This window comes from Pseudomonas sp. GD03862, assembly GCF_029840855.1.
GTDB lineage: Bacteria > Pseudomonadota > Gammaproteobacteria > Pseudomonadales > Pseudomonadaceae > Aquipseudomonas > Aquipseudomonas alloputida.
The window spans coordinates 55491-73578 of the sequence record NZ_JAOCDI010000027.1; the positions used below are offsets into that span (position 1 = coordinate 55491).

16 protein-coding genes are annotated in these 18088 nt (G+C 63.1%); 6 read left to right on the top strand and 10 right to left on the bottom strand.

Annotated elements, in window-relative coordinates:
• Positions 1 to 19: 19 nt before the first annotated feature.
• Entirely contained in the window at positions 20 to 928 is a 909-nt protein-coding gene (locus tag N5D53_RS17810; protein ID WP_279840568.1) for a LysR family transcriptional regulator, read from the bottom strand.
• Positions 929 to 1111: 183 nt separating this feature from the next.
• Between N5D53_RS17810 and N5D53_RS17815 the strand changes: the two genes are divergently transcribed.
• Positions 1112 to 1726 (top strand): NAD(P)-dependent oxidoreductase, encoded by a 615-nt coding sequence (locus N5D53_RS17815; protein ID WP_198747815.1) that lies wholly within the window; start codon positions 1112 to 1114, stop codon positions 1724 to 1726.
• A 19-nt stretch (positions 1727 to 1745) separates the two neighbouring features.
• Here N5D53_RS17815 and N5D53_RS17820 read toward each other — a convergent pair whose 3' ends face one another.
• On the bottom strand, positions 1746 to 2621 hold the full coding sequence (locus tag N5D53_RS17820; protein WP_014592244.1) for a LysR substrate-binding domain-containing protein: 876 nt from the start codon (positions 2619 to 2621) through the stop codon (positions 1746 to 1748).
• Between the two features lie 114 nt (positions 2622 to 2735).
• Here N5D53_RS17820 and N5D53_RS17825 point away from each other — a divergent pair, with 114 nt between their 5' ends.
• Positions 2736 to 4373 carry a 5-guanidino-2-oxopentanoate decarboxylase gene (locus N5D53_RS17825; RefSeq protein WP_064491131.1) on the top strand — a complete coding sequence of 546 codons (1638 nt, stop codon included), beginning with the start codon at positions 2736 to 2738 and terminating at the stop codon, positions 4371 to 4373.
• A gap of 123 nt (positions 4374 to 4496) precedes the next feature.
• On the opposite strand, the gene N5D53_RS17830 is transcribed toward N5D53_RS17825, so the two are convergent.
• On the bottom strand, positions 4497 to 5417 hold the full coding sequence (locus tag N5D53_RS17830) for an AraC family transcriptional regulator (RefSeq protein ID WP_003251974.1): 921 nt from the start codon (positions 5415 to 5417) through the stop codon (positions 4497 to 4499).
• A 202-nt stretch (positions 5418 to 5619) separates the two neighbouring features.
• On the opposite strand from N5D53_RS17830, the gene N5D53_RS17835 reads away from it, so the two are divergent.
• A complete protein-coding gene (locus N5D53_RS17835; protein WP_010952504.1) occupies positions 5620 to 5913 on the top strand; it encodes an antibiotic biosynthesis monooxygenase family protein in 294 nt (97 codons plus the stop codon).
• A 16-nt stretch (positions 5914 to 5929) separates the two neighbouring features.
• Positions 5930 to 6196, top strand: coding sequence for a hypothetical protein (locus tag N5D53_RS17840; RefSeq protein ID WP_014859143.1), 267 nt, complete (start codon positions 5930 to 5932; stop codon positions 6194 to 6196).
• Here the strand turns inward: N5D53_RS17840 and N5D53_RS17845 are convergent, their stop codons facing one another.
• From N5D53_RS17845 to bglX, 6 genes are all read right to left on the bottom strand, one after another.
• Positions 6197 to 6802 (bottom strand): flavin reductase, encoded by a 606-nt coding sequence (locus N5D53_RS17845; protein WP_010952506.1) that lies wholly within the window; start codon positions 6800 to 6802, stop codon positions 6197 to 6199.
• A 119-nt stretch (positions 6803 to 6921) separates the two neighbouring features.
• On the bottom strand, positions 6922 to 7365 hold the full coding sequence (locus N5D53_RS17850) for a heme utilization protein (protein ID WP_190870015.1): 444 nt from the start codon (positions 7363 to 7365) through the stop codon (positions 6922 to 6924).
• 300 nt (positions 7366 to 7665) lie between these two features.
• On the bottom strand, positions 7666 to 8985 hold the full coding sequence (locus N5D53_RS17855; RefSeq protein ID WP_104962915.1) for an MFS transporter: 1320 nt from the start codon (positions 8983 to 8985) through the stop codon (positions 7666 to 7668).
• Positions 8986 to 9244: 259 nt separating this feature from the next.
• A complete protein-coding gene (locus N5D53_RS17860) occupies positions 9245 to 10573 on the bottom strand; it encodes a sigma-54 dependent transcriptional regulator (RefSeq protein WP_104962489.1) in 1329 nt (442 codons plus the stop codon).
• Entirely contained in the window at positions 10567 to 12324 is a 1758-nt protein-coding gene (locus tag N5D53_RS17865) for an ATP-binding protein (RefSeq protein WP_198747813.1), read from the bottom strand. The genes N5D53_RS17860 and N5D53_RS17865 overlap by 7 nt, the downstream gene beginning before the upstream one ends.
• 130 nt (positions 12325 to 12454) lie before the next feature.
• A complete protein-coding gene (bglX, locus tag N5D53_RS17870; protein ID WP_104962487.1) occupies positions 12455 to 14746 on the bottom strand; it encodes a beta-glucosidase BglX in 2292 nt (763 codons plus the stop codon).
• A 186-nt stretch (positions 14747 to 14932) separates the two neighbouring features.
• Here bglX and N5D53_RS17875 point away from each other — a divergent pair, with 186 nt between their 5' ends.
• The gene (locus tag N5D53_RS17875; RefSeq protein WP_190870016.1) at positions 14933 to 15550 is read left to right on the top strand and encodes a TPM domain-containing protein; all 618 of its coding nucleotides are present in this window, start codon (positions 14933 to 14935) and stop codon (positions 15548 to 15550) included.
• A 167-nt stretch (positions 15551 to 15717) separates the two neighbouring features.
• Positions 15718 to 16932 carry an SAM-dependent methyltransferase gene (locus tag N5D53_RS17880; protein ID WP_190870017.1) on the top strand — a complete coding sequence of 405 codons (1215 nt, stop codon included), beginning with the start codon at positions 15718 to 15720 and terminating at the stop codon, positions 16930 to 16932.
• 32 nt (positions 16933 to 16964) lie between these two features.
• Here the strand turns inward: N5D53_RS17880 and N5D53_RS17885 are convergent, their stop codons facing one another.
• Positions 16965 to 17975, bottom strand: coding sequence for a DUF4917 family protein (locus N5D53_RS17885; protein WP_190870018.1), 1011 nt, complete (start codon positions 17973 to 17975; stop codon positions 16965 to 16967).
• Positions 17976 to 18088: the final 113 nt, after the last annotated feature.

The following is an 18088-nucleotide window of genomic DNA, read 5'->3' on the forward strand; positions in this document are numbered from 1 at the left end:
GCGATAGGGGTGTACGCCACTAGTATAGATCCCGATCCCACTCCGGCTCGTCCTTGAAACGCTGTACCAGGAAATCCAGCATGCTGCGCAAGGTCGCCGGCATGTGTTTGCGCGACGTATACACCGCATTAAGGTTCAGTTCACGCGGTTTGGCCTCGGGCAGCAGACGCACCAGTTCACCCCGGCGTATGGCGTCTGCGGCCTGGAAGGTTGGCAGCATGGCGATACCTGCGCCAGCCAGCGCGGCCCTCTGCAGGGGCATCACCTCATTGGCACTGATGTTTCCCGATACGGGGACGGCGACCTGCTGGCCGGCTACCGCGAAATGCCAAAAGCTGTGTCCGAAATAGGCATGGGTCAGGCAGTTGTGCAGGCTCAGTTCCTCAACCCGTTGCGGCGTGCCTCGCTCATTCAGGTAGGCCGGTGCCGCGCACACGACCGAGCGGCACACGCTCAGGCGCCGGGCGATGAGGCTGGGGTCCACGTCATTGCTGGTGCGAATGGCCAGGTCGATGCGCTCGTCCACCAGGTTGACGGTGCGGTCGAGCATCTGCAGTTCTACCTTCACGTCAGGGTAGCGCCGCACATAGGCGGCCACTGCATCCACCAGCTGTGCCTGGCCGAATGAGGTACTGACGCTGATACGCAGCGCCCCCCTTGGCGCGTCTTCCGGCTGCTGCACGGCAGCCTGCAGGTCGCCGGCCAGTTCCAGCAGTTGCCGGCAGCGAGGCAGGGTTTCCTGGCCGGCTGCCGTGAGGCTGAGCTTGCGCGTGGTCCGCTGCATCAGCCGCGCGCCAACCCAGTCTTCCAACTCTGCCAGGTAGCGCGACACGACCGGACGCGATAACTGCAGATAGTCCGCCGCCGCCGACTGACTGCCCAGGTCGATGACAGTGACGAATACACGCATGGCGTTGAGGCGATCCATGATTTGCCCGATTTCAGAAACAAACTATGTCTGAGCATCGCATTTTTTGTGACGAATCGGGTAACTAAGCTGTGCGCATTGTTTGCCGGAAGGCGTTATCCGAAGCCGGCAGACGAGAGCCCTGGCGCTGGCGGCGAAGGTCGCCAAGGGCAGTCATTTCGTTCAACTGATGGAGAGTATTTCATGAGCAAGATCGCAATCATCGGTGCCACTGGCCGCGCTGGCAGCCAGTTGCTGGAAGAGGCTCTGCGCCGTGGTCACCGTGTACTGGCCATTGCCCGCGACCCTTCCACGCTTGAAGGGCGTGAGGGTGTGACCGTCAAGTCGCTGGATGCCACGGACAGCGCGGCCCTGCAAGCAGCCGTCGCAGGTATGGACGCTGTGTTGAGTGCCGCGCATTTCTCGACAATGCAGCCGCACGCCATCATCGAGCCGGTGAAGCGCGCCGGGGTCAAGCGCCTGCTGGTGGTGGGTGGCGCCGGTAGCTTGTTGCTGCCGTCAGGGCATCGGGTGATCGACAGCCCGGATTTCCCAGAGGCGTATAAAGCCGAGGCCAGTGCCGGCGTGCGTTTTCTGGAGGCGCTGCGGCGCGAGCCGAACCTGGACTGGACCTTCCTCTCGCCTTCGGCCGAGTTCGTTGAGGGTGAGCGCAAAGGTCACTATGCGCTGGGCAAGGATCATCTGTTGATCGGTGCGGACGGCAAGAGCTGGATCACGTTTGCCGACTATGCGATTGCCATGCTGGATGAGCTGGAGAAGCCGAAACACTCGCGGCAACGGTTCACAGTCGGCTATTGAGTCGCCTGCGAAAGGGCCGTCACAGGCTGGCCTGGCCCTCCAGCCAGTCCAGCAATTCCAGCAACCCCGGCGGCAAGCTCCTGGCCTGGCTCACCAGGTAATACCCCTTGCCTGTCAGCACCTTCAGCGCAAACGGCATGCACAACCGCCCACCGCGCAGGTCATCGCCAATCAGCGACCAGTCACCGATCGCCACCCCAGTCCCCTGCGAGGCCATGGCCATCGCCATGTCCAGTGTCTCGAAATGCTGTTTGGGTCCATGCGTGGCCAGCGTCACTCCAGCCGCCTGCAACCACAACCGCCAGTCGTGTTCATCCCGCGAGGGATGCAGCAGCATGTGCCTGGCCAGGTCTTCCACCTGCTGCAACGGCACTGGCCCTTCACGCAGTGACGGTGCGCACACCGGGGTCAGCTGCTCATCGAACAGCTTGCGCACCTGCAGCCCGTGGTTCGGCGCATCGCCATAGACCACTGCCGCATCGAAGCCCTCACGGCGCAAATCCACCCCGTGCTGCACGGTCGTGGTCAGCTCCACCGGTACGTCCGGGCGCAGTGCCTGCCACTCCATCAGGCGCGGCAGCAGCCAACGCATCACGCAGGTGGGTGCCTTGAGCTGCAGGGTAGTGCTGTGCTCACCCACCTCGCGCACCCCTTGTTCGATCAGGGCGAACACCTGCTGCACCCGCGGCAGCCAGTCCAGGCCTTCACGGGTCAGGCTCAACCCACGCGCCTCGCGCTTGAACAGGGCATAACCGAGGTGTTCTTCGAGGGCTGCAATCTGGCGGCTGACAGCGCCCTGGGTGATGTGCAACTGCTGCCCGGCGCGGGTGAAGTTGCAGTGCTGGGCGGTGACCAGAAACGTGTGCAGGGCAGGCAGGGGCGGGAGGCGTTTCATTGCAGTAAGCCATGATCACAGGACATGGCTAGTATGTGTTTTTTTACATTGTGGCGATAGCCGTGGCTTGGGTCCAATAAGGGCATACCCCAACAAGATTCATGGTGATCCCTGATGGCAACCTGCGGCGAAGTACTGGTCAAACTCCTTGAAGGCTATGGCGTCGATCATGTCTTTGGCATCCCCGGTGTACATACCGTGGAGCTCTATCGTGGCCTGGCGGGCTCTTCCATTCGCCACATCACCCCGCGTCATGAGCAAGGTGCCGGGTTCATGGCTGACGGCTATGCGCGCACCCGCGGCAAACCCGGGGTATGCTTCATCATCACTGGCCCGGGCATGACCAATATCACCACTGCCATGGGCCAGGCCTATGCCGACTCGATCCCGATGCTGGTGATTTCCAGCGTGCAGTCCCGTGACCAACTGGGCGGTGGCCGTGGCAAGTTGCACGAGCTGCCCAACCAAGCCGCGCTGGTATCGGGTGTGGCGGCGTTTTCCCACACCTTGATGAGTGCAGCCGACTTGCCGCAGGTGCTGGCCCGGGCATTTGCCGTGTTCGACAGTGCCCGGCCACGCCCGGTGCATATCGAAATCCCGCTCGATGTGCTGGTTGAACCGGCCGACTTCCTGCTGCCGGGCCGCCCTGTACGTGGCAGTCGGGCTGGGGCTGCACCGCAGGCCGTGGCGCAGATGGCTGAGCGACTGGCCAGTGCACGTCGGCCGCTGATTCTGGCCGGTGGCGGGGCGTTGGCTGCGGGCGCTGCGCTGGCACGCCTTGCTGAACACCTTCAGGCCCCGGTGGCGCTGACCATCAATGCCAAAGGCTTGCTGCCTGCCAGCCACCCATTGCAGATCGGCTCGACCCAGTCGTTACCGGCCACACGGGCGCTGGTGGCCGAGGCTGACGTGGTGCTGGCGATCGGCACCGAACTGGCCGAAACCGATTATGACGTGACCTTCAAGGGTGGCTTCGAGATCCCGGGCAGTCTGCTGCGCATTGACATCGACCCGGACCAGACCGTGCGTAATTATCTGCCGGAGCTGGCGCTGGTGGCCGATGCCGAGCTGGCAGCCGTAGCGCTGCTCGGTGCCTTGCAAGCTCAGCCGCAGCCAGTGCACGAAAGCACTTGGGGCGTGGCCCGCGTGGCCGACCTGCGCAAGGTCCTGGCGGCAGACTGGGACCAGCCCACCCTGAGCCAGACGCGTTTGCTGAGCGCCATACTGGAGCGCCTGCCGAATGCGATTCTGGTGGGCGACTCGACCCAACCTGTGTACACCGGCAACCTGACACTCGACATGCAGCAGCCACGCCGCTGGTTCAACGCCTCGACCGGTTACGGCACCTTGGGTTACGCGTTGCCAGCAGCCATGGGCGCCTGGTTGGGCAGTGCCGAGCAGGCCGTCGAACGCGCTCCGGCGGTGTGCCTGATTGGTGATGGTGGTTTGCAGTTCACCCTGCCGGAACTGGCCAGTGCAGTGGAGGCGCAGGTACCGCTGATCGTACTGCTGTGGAATAACCAGGGGTACGAGGAAATCAAGAAATACATGGTCAATCGGGCGATCGAGCCGGTCGGGGTGGATATCCATACCCCGGATTTCATCGGCGTGGCGCGGGCGTTGGGCGCGGCAGCAGAGAACGTGGCCGATATCGCCCAATTGCAGGCCGCGCTCGGGCAAGCGGTGGAGCGCAAGGGGCCAACCTTGATTCAGGTGGACCAGAATCAGTGGCAGGCCGCGGTGTTGGGTTGAAGCATTGCGATTGCCTGTATCGGCCTCTCGCGCCTGCAGGCAGCGCGCAATTTTCGCATCTGTGCAAAAACCTGTAGGAGCGGGTTTACCCGCGAAAGCGCCGGTGCAGGCGAATGTTGAGCTTCAGACCGCAGTAGCCCGCAACCGAGCCACATCACGAATCGGCGGCGCGCCGTAAAGCCGGCTGTATTCACGGCTGAACTGCGACGGGCTTTCATAACCCACCCGATAAGCCGCCACCGCCGCCTCCAGCCCGTCGTTCAACATCAGCCGCCGCGCCTCCTGCAGGCGCAGCTGCTTCTGGTACTGAAGCGGGCTCATCGAGGTCACGGCCTTGAAGCGGTGGTGCAAGGTCGAGGTGCTGAGGTTGACCTCACGGGCCAGGTCCTCGATACGCAGCGGCTGTTGGAAGTTGTTGTTGAGCCAAGTGATGGCCTGGCAAACCCGGTGGGTCTGGCTGTTGGCCAAGGCAATTTCATACAGCCGGTAACCCTGCGGCCCACGCAGCAGGCGGTAGAGAATCTCGCGGCGAAACAGCGGCGCCAGCATTGCGATGTCGCGGGGGGTGTCCAGCAGCCGCAGCAACCGCAGCAGGGCATCGAGTAACGCGGCATCTGTCCTTTCCACATACAAACCACGGCCGGAAGGCCTATTGGGTACCAGCATCGGCCCGCTTTCGGCGATCAGCTGGCTGATCTCGGCCGGGTCCAGGTCCATGCGCAGGCCCAGGCTTGGGTTCTCGGGGCTGGCATCCAGCCTTACGGCACTGAGTGGCAAGGTCACCGAAACGACCATGTAATGCAGTGGGTCGTAGGCGTACTGCTCGTCACCCAGGAACAGGCTTTTGCTGCCCTGGGCAAGGATGCACAGGGCAGGCTGCGCCAGGGTGGGTACAGAACGCACATTTTCGGTGTAACGCACCAGGTACAGGTCATCGATGGCCGATGCTGGGCCATAGGGCTCGCCCGCGTGGCGGTTGATCAGCTCGGCCAGCTCCAGGCGCTGCAGTTCCAGGGTCGGTTCGGTGGACGTGGCGGTGGTCATGATGGCTTTCCTCTGCTGACCGACGCAGCATAGGTTTGAGCAAAGACGGGCGCTAGTCGAAAGCTGCATGTGGATTGCCTGATCCTGCCGCGCAGCAGGATCAGGCAATCGACATGCAGTAATGGCCTAACGCGCCGCGCGGGTGAGCGCCTAACCTTGGCAGCCTGGCTTTTCCGTCCGCCTGCTTCAAGGAGATTGTGCAATGACCCTTAAACAACCGGTCACCCACCTTGCTTTCATCCGTGCCAGCAGCGGGCGCTCGGCAGAGCTGGGCGCGCGCCTGCGTGACCTGCTCGAGCCCTCGCTGCGTACACCGGGTTGCCTGAGTTTTACCGTGCAGCGTTCTCAGGCTGATGCTGACCTGTGGTTGCTCAGCGGAAGCTGGCAGGACCAGCAGGCGATGAGTGGTTACTTTGCTTCGCCGACACTGGAGGTGTTCGGTGAGCTGGTGCAGGCCCAGGTGGTCAGCAGCCTGGACTTGCATACCTTCGATTGAGCGTGAATGAGGTAAAGTGACGCCCTTGTTCAATCACGCGGACAGCAACATGGCACGTAGGGAATTCACTCATTTCGAAGCGGTATCGGCGATGGTGCCGGTGGAAGGTGGCGGCTATAACGCAGCCATCGCGGTCAAAGCCTTGGGCATGGGCGGCGCGCCGCGCTTTCACAAGGTTCTCGACGGGCAGGTGTTCAAGGGCGCCGTGGCCGCCGACGAAGCGGCCACCGCCGAGCTGCAACGCCTGCAGGGCGTCAGCGAAGAGGGTGAGCTGGTCTGGTGATCAGGCCGGCGGTCGGGCCATCTTGAACAGGTTGCCCAGCTCGAAATAATCCGCCGGGCCCCCCCCACGCAGGATTGGCTCGGCGGCAGCGGTATCGTAGATGCCGTTGTTCAACAGGTGCTCGGCAATGTGCACCGCCACCACTTCTCCAAGGATCAGCCAGCTGGGCACCTGTTCCTGGTCGGCCCGTTTGAGCTGGACGATCTGGCTGACCTTGCACTCGAAGGCTACCGGCGTTTCACCCACGCGCGGCACCTTGACGATGCTAGACGGTGCGGCAGTGAGGCCGCTCAATTCGAATTCGTTCACTTCGGCAGCGACCGGTGCGCAGCTCAGGTTCATTTGCTCGGCCAGTGGGCGGGTGGCCAGGTTCCAGACGAACTCACCGGTCTGCTCGATGTTGTTCAGGCTGTCTTTGCGCCCGACGCTGCAGAAACCGATGATCGGCGGGATGTAGTTGAACGCATTGAAGAAGCTGTAAGGCGCCAGGTTCAGGCGGCCTTCGCGGTCCTGAGAGGAGATCCAGCCGATCGGGCGGGGACCGACGATGGCATTGAACGGGTCGTGCGGCAGGCCGTGGCCTTTGGCGGGTTCGTAGTAATACATCTGTGCTGGGCTTGTTGGCCCTACCTCCTGGTGGACAAGGTGCCTAGTGTGCCAAGCCTGAGCTCGCCTGCAAATGATCAAGCCCGGCCGAAGCCGGGCTGGGTGCTCGCAATCAGGTATCAGCTGATGCGGTGCGCGCTGGTGCGGTCGAAGCCGTCTTCAGCGAAGCGTTGGCCGCCGGTGCGGTCGAAGCCGTCTTCAGCGAAGCGCTGGCCGCCGGTGCGGTCGAAGCCGTCTTCAGCGAAGCGTTGGCCGCCGGTGCGGTCGAAGCCGTCTTCAGCGAAGCGTTGGCCGCCGGTGCGGTCGAAGCCGTCTTCAGCGAAGCGTTGGCCACCGGTGCGGTCGAAGCCGTCTTCGGCGAAGCGTTGGCCACCGGTGCGGTCGAAGCCGTCTTCGGCGAAGCGTTGGCCACCGGTGCGGTCGAAGCCGTCTTCAGCGTAGCTGGGCGACTGGGTTTGAACTGCGGCAAAGGTGTGAGCGTCGGTGCGGTCGAAGCCATCTTCGGCGAAGGCGCCAGCTGCGAAAACCGAGAGGGCCAGGGTAAGGATCAGTTTGTTTTTCATGGTCGTTGCTCCAGGGGTTTGTGAGTTGTTTGTTTCTATGGGTTTAATCCTACGCCGAATAATTTGATTAAAAAGCGCAAAAAATAGCGCTAAATAATCAATTTGTTCGATGTATTTGAGCGCGTATGTCGTGCTTCAGGCCGCAAGGCTGGCTTGGGAGCGTTCGCGCGGGCGCCAACGTTCTGCCAGCCATTGCAGCTTGATAAGGTGGAATTAATAGGGCGTTAAGAAGGAAAAGTCTGAATAGAAAAGGGGCGCTCCATGCAATGGAGCGCCCCTTTTAGTACTGCCAGGCCAGCGTTACTCAGTGGTAATCCGCGAGTGCTGCTTGGTGTCTTTCATGGTCGCGTAAACCAGCAGCGAGCAGGCGATACAGGCGGTGACGTACCAGTAGAAGCCGCTCTCCATACCAGCGCTCTTGAACCACAGGGCCACGTATTCGGCGGTGCCACCGAAGATCGACACCGTCAGGGCATACGGCAGGCCCACGCCCAGGGCGCGAATCTCGGTTGGGAACAGCTCGGCTTTGACCACGGCGTTGATCGAGGTATAGCCGCTTACGATGATCAGTGCGGCCATGATCAGGAAGAACGCACCCCACCAGGTCTGGATGGTGTGCAGGGTGCTGAGGATGGGGACGGTGAACAGGGTGCCGAGCACACCGAAAGCGATCAGGATCGGACGGCGGCCAATCTTGTCGGACAGACCACCGATCACCGGCTGCAGGCACATGAACAGGAACAGCGTGGCGGCCGAGATGGTGGTCGAGTCACTGATGCTCATGCCCACGGTGTTGACCAGGTATTTCTGCATGTAGGTGGTGTAGGTGTAGAAGGCCAGGGTGCCGCCCATGGTCAGACCGACGACGGTCATCAGCTCCTTGGGGTGACGCAGCAGGGTGCGCATCAGGCTTTCCTTGGCCTTTTCCTTCTTGGTGAACGAGGCGGTTTCTTCCATGCCGCGACGCAGGTACAGGGCCACCACCGCGCACAGCGCACCGATCACGAACGGCACGCGCCAGCCCCAGGCGTACAACTGCTCGGTGGTCAGGGTCTGTTGCAGGATGATCAGTACCGCCAGGGCGATGAGCTGGCCGGAGATCAGGGTCACGTACTGGAAGCTGGAGAAGAAACCACGGCGATCCTTGCTGGCCATTTCGCTGAGGTAGGTGGCCGAGGTGCCGTATTCACCACCCACCGACAGGCCCTGCAGCAGGCGCGCGATGACCAGCAGGACAGGTGCGGCGACGCCGATGGTTTCGTAACCCGGGGTCAGGGCGATGACCAGGGAGCCTGCGCACATGAGCAGGACCGACGCCATCAGCGCGGCCTTGCGGCCCTTGCGGTCGGCGTACAGGCCCATCAGCCAGCCACCGATCGGGCGCATCAGGAAGCCCACGGCGAAGATCGCGGCGGTATTGAGCAGTTGTGCGGTGGAGTCGCCGGCGGGGAAGAAGGCCTTGGCGAAGTACAGCGAGAATGCGGCGTAGACGTACCAGTCGTACCATTCGACCATGTTGCCGATGGACCCGCTGAAAATCGACTTCAAGCGGCTGGCGGTGGTTTTTTCTGCGGCAGGCGCGGTGGCCGCCCCGGCGGGCAGGGAGGTGGCGTTATCCATGAGGGATACCTTCTCGTTGTTTTTGTGGAGCGCGCCGTGGCGCAGCTTGCCAAGGCAATTGCAGAAGGTGTGCCAAATGGGTGCGGGCTGATTCATTTGAGGGCATCAAATAGCCCGAGCCGGCACAGTAGTGGGTGTTGCGCCGCCCTTTGCAGGAGCGGGCTTGACCGCGAAGGGCTGCAAAGCAGTCCAAAGCCTCGACGTTATGAGCGGTTTTTTGCCTACCAGGTCTTGGTCATAAGCGGATTTCCGCTCATGCCTACCCAATAAAATCCTCGCGCACCAGCCCATGCCGTTGCATCTTTTCGTTAAGCGTGCGCCGCGGCAGTTGCAAAGCCTCCATCACCGACTTGATCTCGCCCCCATGTTGACGCAAGGCCGCACGTAGGCATTGCGCCTCGAATGCTTCCATCTGCTCGCCCAGCGACTGCCCGGCAGGTGCCACCTCGAAGTTTGGCGAACCCAGCCCCAACGCATGCCGCTCCGCCGCATTGGCCAGTTCACGTACGTTGCCAGGCCAGTCATGTGACAGCAGCTGCGCCAGCTGAGCACCCGATAGCGGCGGGGCCGCGCGACCAAGCTTTTCACCGGCAGCACGGGCAAAGTGTTCGAACAGCAGCGGAATGTCCTCCCGCCGCTCGCGCAGCGGTGCCAGGCGCAATTCGGCGACGTTCAGGCGGTAGGCCAGGTCTTCGCGGAAGCGCCCGGCACGAGCCTCCTCGAGCAGGTCGGGCTTGGTCGCAGCAATGATGCGCAGGTCGACGCTGATGCTCTGGTTGGCCCCCAGGCGCTCCAGTTTCTGCTCCTGTATCACCCGCAACAGCTTGGCCTGTTGGGCCAGGGGCATGCTCTCGATTTCGTCGAGGAACACGGTGCCACCGTTGGCATACTCCAGCTTGCCGATGCGTTTACCCTGGGCGCCCGTGAAGGCGCCACTCTCATGGCCAAACAGTTCGGCCTCGAACAGCGACTCGGGGATGGCCGCGCAGTTAAGGGCTACAAAGGGCTTGGCGGCACGGGGGCCGAAGTCGTGAAGGCAGCGGGCCACCCGCTCCTTGCCACTGCCGGTTTCACCGCGGATCAACACGTTCACCGGCAGGCCGGCCAGGTCCAGCACTTGCCGGCGCAGCTGTTGCAGGCCCTGGGACATGCCCAGCAGCGTGCCTTCCAGGCGTGACTTGAGGTCGGCCTGCTCGTGGAGCCGGCGGTTCTCAAGCACCAGCTGGCGTTTTTCAAGGGCGCGGCGCAGGCTGCCCAGCAAATCTTGCGGCGTGAAGGGTTTTTCCAGGAAGTCATAGGCCCCCATGCGCATGGCTTCTACCGCCATCGGTACATCACCGTGACCGGTCAGCAGAATCACGGGCAGGTCGGGGTCGTTCGCCTGCAGGCGTTCGAGCAATTGCAGGCCATCCATGCCCGGCATGCGCACATCGCTGATGATCACCCCAGGGAAGTGCTGCGGCAGGTGTGCCAGGCACGCTTCGGCGCGAGCGAACAACTGCACGCTGAAGCCAGACAGGCTCAGCCATTGCTCGACAGCAGTGCGGATACTGGCTTCATCATCGACGACGATCACCGAATTCAACATACAGGCTCCAGGTCACGGGGCAGGGTAAGGCTCAGGCGCGCGCCGCCAGGCAGGTTTTCGGCCCGCAGCTGGCCGCCGGCCTCGTGGACGATGCCGTAGGAAATGGCCAGGCCCAGCCCTAGCCCTTCCCCCACCGGTTTGGTGGTGAAGAACGGGTCGAAGACCTTGGCCAGGTCGGCTTCGGCAATGCCGCCACCCGAGTCGAGCACACTCAGGCGCCATAGGTCCCCGTCGGGTTCGATACGGATCTCCAGGCGTTTGTAACGCTTGTCGAGCATGGCGTCGAGTGCATTGTGCAGGAGGTTTATCAGCACCTGCTCCAGGCGGATGGCATCGCCGCGTACCCAGGCCGGGCGTGCCAGGTACAGAGCCACTTCCACTTCCTCGTTGCGAAGGCGCGCTTCCAGCAGGTGCAAGGCCTGGTCGACCACGGTTGCCAGGTCAAGGCGTTCGCGCAGGCCCATCGGGCTGTTGCGGGCAAAGGTTTTCAGGTGGCTGGTAAGTGCTGCCATGCGCGTGAGCATCTGTTCCAGTGGCTCCAGCGCTTGCCGCGCTTCGTCATGGCGACCATGGTCAAGCAGCAGGCGCAGGGTTTCCAGCTGCATACGTTGGGTGGTCAGCGGTTGGTTGATTTCGTGGGCCATGGCCGCCGACATCTGCCCGAGTGCGGCCAGCTTGGCTGATTGCACCAGGCCTTCCTGGGCAGTGCGCAGCTCGCGGGTGCGTTCTTCGACCTGGCGTTCGAGTTCTTGCCGGCTGCGCTGGCGCAGGCGTGCCAGGCGCAGGCGTTGGCTGACGAAAAGGGCGGCGAACACCAGGCTCAGCCAGACGGCGGCGGCGCCAAGCGCGGCGTTACGGCCGTCGGCAGCGACCTGCGGTTTGCGCAGCAGGTGCAAGGTCCAGTTTTCGCCTTCCAGCGGCAGGCTTTCCCACAGGTACTCGGTACTACCCTCGGGGCCTTGCACGCGGCTGAGGGTGCTGTAGGGGGCAAACCGCGTCAGCACCTGATGATGTAGCGGCACCAGCGGTTGCTTGTCGTATTGGCGGGTTTCGGCCAGCTCGGCACGGTCGGCGCCACTGAGCGGCTGAAGTTCGCGGTAGCGCCAGCCATCCTGGTTTGCGATGAAAGTGATGCCGCGGGCGTCGCTGACCAACAGGATATCGTTGCCCTGTCGCCATTCGCGTTCCAGCTCGGGGAACTCCAGCTTCACCACCATGGCGCCAAGGAATCGGCCATGCTCGTCGTTCACCGCGCTGGCGAGGAAGTAGCCCGGCACGCCACTGGTCACGCCCACGGCATAGAAGCGGCCACTGCCCTGGTTGCGGGTTTGCTTGAAGTAGGGGCGGAAACCGTAGTTGGAGCCGACGTAGCTGCTGGGCAGCCGCCAGTTGCTGGCGGCAATGGCCAGCCCGGTGCGGTCGAGCAGCTCGAGGGTGGAGGAATTGGCGGCGCCATTGATGCGTTCGAGCTTGAGGTTCAGGGCGTTCTGAACCTTTTCGTCGACCGGGCCGCGCAAGGCTGCGATCAGCTCCGGGTCCAGCGCCAGCACGGCGGGGAGGGCACGGTAGCGATCGATCAGGGTGTGCAGTGCGTTGGCGTACAGGCCCAGTTGCTGGCTGGCACGCTTGGCGTCGTCTTCCATGGCCTGGCGCTTGGCCTGGTGCATGGCCCAGCCGGCGCTGAGTGCGGTACCCAGCACGATCAGCAGGGTGATCAGCCCCAGACGCAGGGCGCGAAAGGAAAAGGGCATCGGGGGCGGATCCGGTGGTGGGAGATCGGGGCCTGCCTCTTCGCGGGTAAACCCGCGCCTACCGGGACTCTGCAGCACCTGTAGGCGCGGTTTTACCCGCGAAAAGGCCGGAACAGGCGGCCTTTTTCAGTCAAAGCAATTCAAAGCTCTGCTGCTGCACCGCCTGGGAATCCAGCCCTACCTGGACATTGAACTCCCCTGGTTCGGCAACCCGCTGCAACTGGCCATTGTAGAACTTCAGGTCGTCCTCGCTGATGCGGAAGGTCAACGTGCGGGTTTCACCCGGTTCAAGCATCAGCTTCTGGAAGTTTTTCAGCTCTTTCACTGGGCGGCTCATCGACGCCGACACATCCTGCAGGTACAGCTGCACCACCGTCTCGCCTGCAACCTTGCCGGTGTTCTTGACTGTTACCTTGGCATCCAGCGTATCGCCGCGCTTTAGATCCTTGCTCGACAGGTTCAGGCCTGACAGCTCGAAGCTGCTGTAGCTCAAGCCATAGCCGAACGGATAAAGCGGCCCGTTGGGTTCTTCGAAGTATTGCGAGGTGTAGTTGCCCGGCTTGCCCGGCGTGAACGGCCGGCCGATGCGGGTGTGGTTGTAGTACATCGGGATCTGCCCCACCGACCGTGGGAAGGTAATGGCCAGCTTGCCGGAGGGGTTGTAGTCGCCAAACAGCACGTCGGCGATGGCATTGCCGCCTTCGGTGCCGGCGAACCAGGTTTCCAGGATGGCATCGGCCTGCTCGCGCTCCCAGCTTATCGACAGCGGCCGGCCGTTCATCAGCACCAGCACCAGCGGTTTGCCGGTGGCCTTGAGCGCCTTGATCAGCTCGCGCTGGCTGGCCGGGATCTCCAGGGTGGTGCGGCTCGACGACTCGTGGGACATGCCGCGGGACTCGCCGACCACTGCAACCACGACGTCGGATTGCTTCGCCGCCTTGACTGCTTCATCGATCAGCACGGCAGGCGGGCGTGGGTCGTCGACGATTTCCGGGGCATCGAAGTTGAGGAAGTTCAGGTAATCGAAGATCGCCTTGTCGCCCGTGACGTTGGAGCCTTTGGCGTAGACCAGCTTGGCCTTGCCTTCCACGGCGCGGCGCAAGCCTTCGCGCACGGTCACCGAGTGAACGGGCTTACCGTCGGCGGCCCAGCTGCCCATCATGTCGATCGGGGCATCGGCCAGCGGGCCGACCAAGGCAATGGTGCCGGCTTTTTTCAGTGGCAGGGTCTGGTTGCGGTTTTCCAGCAGCACCAGGCTGCGGCGTGCCACGTCACGCGCAGCTTCGCGGTGCAGGCGGTCGTTGCCGTAGTAGTCCTTCAGATCGGTTTCGGCCTTGCCGATGCGCACGTACGGGTCCTTGAACAGGCCCATGTCGTACTTGGCACCCAGCACTTCACGCACCGCCTGGTCCAGCTCGCGCTGGGTCACCTCGCCGGACTTCAGCAGGCCCGGCAGCTCTTCGCCGTACAGGGTATCGTTCATGCTCATGTCGATGCCGGCCTTGATCGCCAGCTTGGCGGCTTCACGGCCGTCACGGGCGACGCCGTGGCGAATCAGCTCCTGGATGGCACCGTGGTCGCTGATGGTCACGCCCTTGAAGCCCCACTCCTTGCGCAGCAGGTCGTTCATCAGCCAGGTGTTGGAGGTGGCCGGTACGCCGTTGATCGAGTTCAGCGCCACCATCACGCCACCGGCACCTGCATCGAGCGCGGCGCGATAGGGTGGCAGGTAGTCGTTGTACATTTTCGGCAGGCTCATATCGACCGTGTTGTAGTCGCGCCCGCCTTCCACGGCGCCATACAAGGCGAAATGCTTGACGATGGCCATGATGCTGTCGGGGTTGGCCGGGCTGCTGCCCTGGAACGAGCGCACCATTACCTGGCCGATTCTCGAAGTCAGGTAGGTGTCTTCGCCGAAACCTTCGCTTGTGCGGCCCCAGCGCGGGTCACGGGCGATATCCACCATTGGCGCGAACGTCATGTCCAGGGCGTCGGCCGAGGCTTCGATCGCGGCGGTGCGGCCGACCTTGGCGACGGCCTCCATGTCCCAGGTCGCGGCCATGCCCAGGCCGATCGGGAAGATGGTGCGCTCGCCGTGGACGGTGTCGTAGGCGAAGAACATCGGGATCTTCAGGCGGCTGCGCATGGCCGCGTCCTGCATCGGCCGGTTTTCGGGGGCAGTGCGTGAGTTGAAGGTGCCACCGATACGGCCGGCGGCGATTTCCTCGCGGATCTTGTCGCGGGGCATTTCCGGGCCGATGCTGATCAGGCGCAACTGGCCGATTTTTTCGGCTTCGGTCATCTGGCTGATCAGATGCTCGATAAAGGCCTGCTTGTCCTGCAGGGGCGGGGCGGTGGGGGCGGCGAGGGCCGCCTGACTGGCAAGGCCCATGGCCAGGCCCAGCAAAGACAGTTTCATCATCAATTCCGTTTTGGGGCCTCTGCCGTATCCACGGTGATACGTGCGCGACCGAAGTTTTCAGGCGGCTATTGTTGTACGATTTGCAGGCAATTCTTCCAGCGGCGGATTATGCCTGAATATGTCGCCTGCGGATGAAGCCCCGAATGCCGGGATAACAACTATAAGAACGCTCAAGAGACCGACGGCATGACCCCCTTCGACGAATACCATCAGCGGCAGATTGCCGAAGCCATTGCCCGTGCCGAACGGCGTACCGATGCCGAACTGGTGACGGTGCTTGCCCGTCGTGCCGACGATTATGCGTATTGGCCGTTGTTGTGGGCCGCCGTGCTGGCACTGACCGTGCCCGGTCTGTTGCACTGGCTGGCGGCTTGGCCCAGCGTGCGTGGCGTGCTGATGGGCAACGTGCTGCTGTTCGTCGTTTTGTGCCTGCTGCTGCGCAACCCACGCCTGGCCGACTGGCTGATCCCCCGTGCCTGGCGCCGCTGGCGAGCCTCGCGCCTGGCCCAGCAGCAGTTTCGCGAGCAGAACCTGCAGCGCACAGCAGGCGCCACGGGCGTGCTGATTTTCGTCAGCGAGGCGGAGCGGCATGTGGAGATCCTGGTCGATCGGGGTATCGAACACTGCCTGGATGCCGAAGCCCGCGCGGCCATCGGTGCCCGCTTGGCCGAGCAGGTGCGCCAGGGCCGTACCTTGCAGGGCTTTGTCGAGTGCATCGAAGCGTGTGGCGAGCTGCTTAGCCAGCACGTGCCGCCAACCCATGCACGCAACGAATTGCCCAACCGCTTGGTGATTCTCGACTGAAGGCGCGCCCAGCCTTGCTGGATTATCTGTGGGCACAGGCTTGCCTTGGAAACAGGCGACAGGGTGTCTGGCACCGGCTTTGCCGGTGTTCGCGGGCAAGCCCGCTCCCACAGGGTGCTTGGGGCACGTTAGAATAGGTGTTCCGCTTCCCAAGGCCCCTTTTTTTCATGTCCGCCAGTACTTCTGCCTCTTGCGCGCCGGATGCGCGCGCTCAGTTTCTCGACCTGCTGAACGCCGCCCTGCACGGCGAAACCCTGGTCAAGCTGGTGCTGGCGCGCCATGTCGGTGCCGACCAGACCTTGCAACGGATCATTGCCAAGCCGCTGCAGGTCAAGGGCCAGCCGTGCCTGTCGCTGGTCTACCGCCATCAGACCCGCGACATCACCCGCAACCTGCCGCTGGATCAGGCCCAGGTACTGGTTGCCGAACTGCTGCCGGACAGCTTCCGCAATGCCCATCTGTTCGATGCTGACGGCGAAGTGCAGCTGACCTTCAGCAAGAAGGGCAAACCGATGCTCCAGCGCCACGGTGCCCAGGCACCGCGCGTGGCCGATGCGGGCAGCGGGCATGACCGCGAGAAGAAGCGTTATCTGGAGCTGTCGCGGCCGTTTCTGCGCGACCTCGGTGTGACCGACGCACAAGGCGCACTGATCCCGTCCATGTCGCGCAAGTGGAAGCAGATCAACAAGTTCATCGAGGTTTTCGATCACGCCCTGGCCAATGCACCGGTGTCGACGGAACAGGCGCTGCGGGTGGCCGACTTCGGTTCGGGCAAGGGCTACCTGACTTTTGCCATGCATGACTACCTGCGCAACAGTTTGGGCCGCGACGCACAGGTCACCGGCGTGGAGCTGCGCCAGGACATGGTCGACCTGTGCAACGCCGCGGCCGCACGCCTCGACCACCCAGGCCTGGAGTTCCAGTGTGGTGATGTGCGCAGCGTGGTGCCTGAGGCCATCGAGGTGATGATCGCCTTGCATGCCTGTGACATCGCTACCGACTACGCCATCCACACCGGCATCCGCTGCAACGCCGCGATCATCATGTGCTCGCCGTGCTGCCACAAGCAGATCCGCCCGCAATTGCACAGCCCGGGGTTGCTGCAACCCATGCTGCAGTACGGCCTGCACCTGGGCCAGCAGGCCGAAATGCTGACCGACAGCCTGCGTGCGCTGTACCTGGAAGCCTGTGGCTATGAAACCAAGGTGTTCGAGTTCATCTCGCTGGAGCACACCAACAAGAACAAGATGATTCTTGCGGTGAAGCGGCGGCAGGCGGGAGATAACGGGGCGTTGCTGGAGAAGATTGCCCAGCTCAAGGCGTTCTATGGGGTGCAGGAGCATTGCCTGGAATCGTTGTTGCGCGCGGATGGGTTGCTCTGACGCCACCCACCGGCACGCCTCCGGGGACGCTGTCAGCGCCGAGCAGAGGGCACTTCGATAGCCAATGCTGCCTGCCCCAACGGGTGGGTGCTGGCATCGAAGAAATGCACCGCCGTCCCCGGCAAATCCCCGAAACGATCTGCAAAATGCTGCTTCTGATTGATCACCGAAGCCTCGCCCAGCGGCCGAATGGCAATGGATAGCTGTTGCGGACGGGCTTGGCGCACAGCGTCGAGCAGGTGCCGGTCACTGCTGTCCAGATGCTGTCCGAACAGGCATATCCCGTGGTTTTCCTGCGCCAGCTGCCCCAGGCACCAGTTCAGGTAGTCCGAGTTGCGGATAGCGCGCAGTTTTTCGTCGCTGCGGTCTTCGTTGACGAAAAGCGGTACTTCACCCGGGATGTTCACGGCAAACCCATCGAGCAGTTCGGCACTTTCAGCGCTGCGCTGGCGGGTGGTGCCGTCGGGCAGCTTGAGCAGGTGCAGGCCGCCATGCAGGTGCAGCACCCGAGTGCCTTCGCTGCCGGTGCGTCGCACGTCGAAATAGCCTTGTTCGTCGAACAGTTCGGCGAAGCCATTCGGGGCGTGCTGTACGGCCCATGGCAGTAGCAGGTCGTAGTTGCTGGTGTAGACGCTTCGATAGCCACGCAGGGCCTGATTGAGGGTTGCCAGTGTGGCCGGCGGCATCAGCGGCCAGGGCAGATGCACCGTGCGCACGGCGTGAATCAACGCTTCCTTGATCGAGTAGTAGCGGTTCAGCGGTGCGGTGGAGTTGATGGCCAGGGCGGCATTGGTCCGCACGGTGGTGTTGAGGGCGCTGAGCACCGGCTCGAACAGTTCCGTGGCCAAGGACTTGAACAGTGCCTGGTCGCTGACCGCCAGGCCTTTCTTGCGGCCTGCGCGTTGCGCTTGCTCGAACAACGAGAAGTAGCCGAACGGCTTCCATACTGCGCGGCTGGCGCCGTTGCCCAGCAGCAGGGCGTCGCAGGGGTGGCGGGCGGCGAGTTCTGGCCAGGGGGTGAGGGTGGCATCGAGAGCGGGCATGCTGGGTCCGTTGGGTGGTGCGGGGAACGGGGCGACTTTAGCATGTCATGCGAGGTGTGCGAGGGTTGGTGTCAGGGCGATGGTTTTGTGTTGTCTGTGCTGGCCCTTTCGCG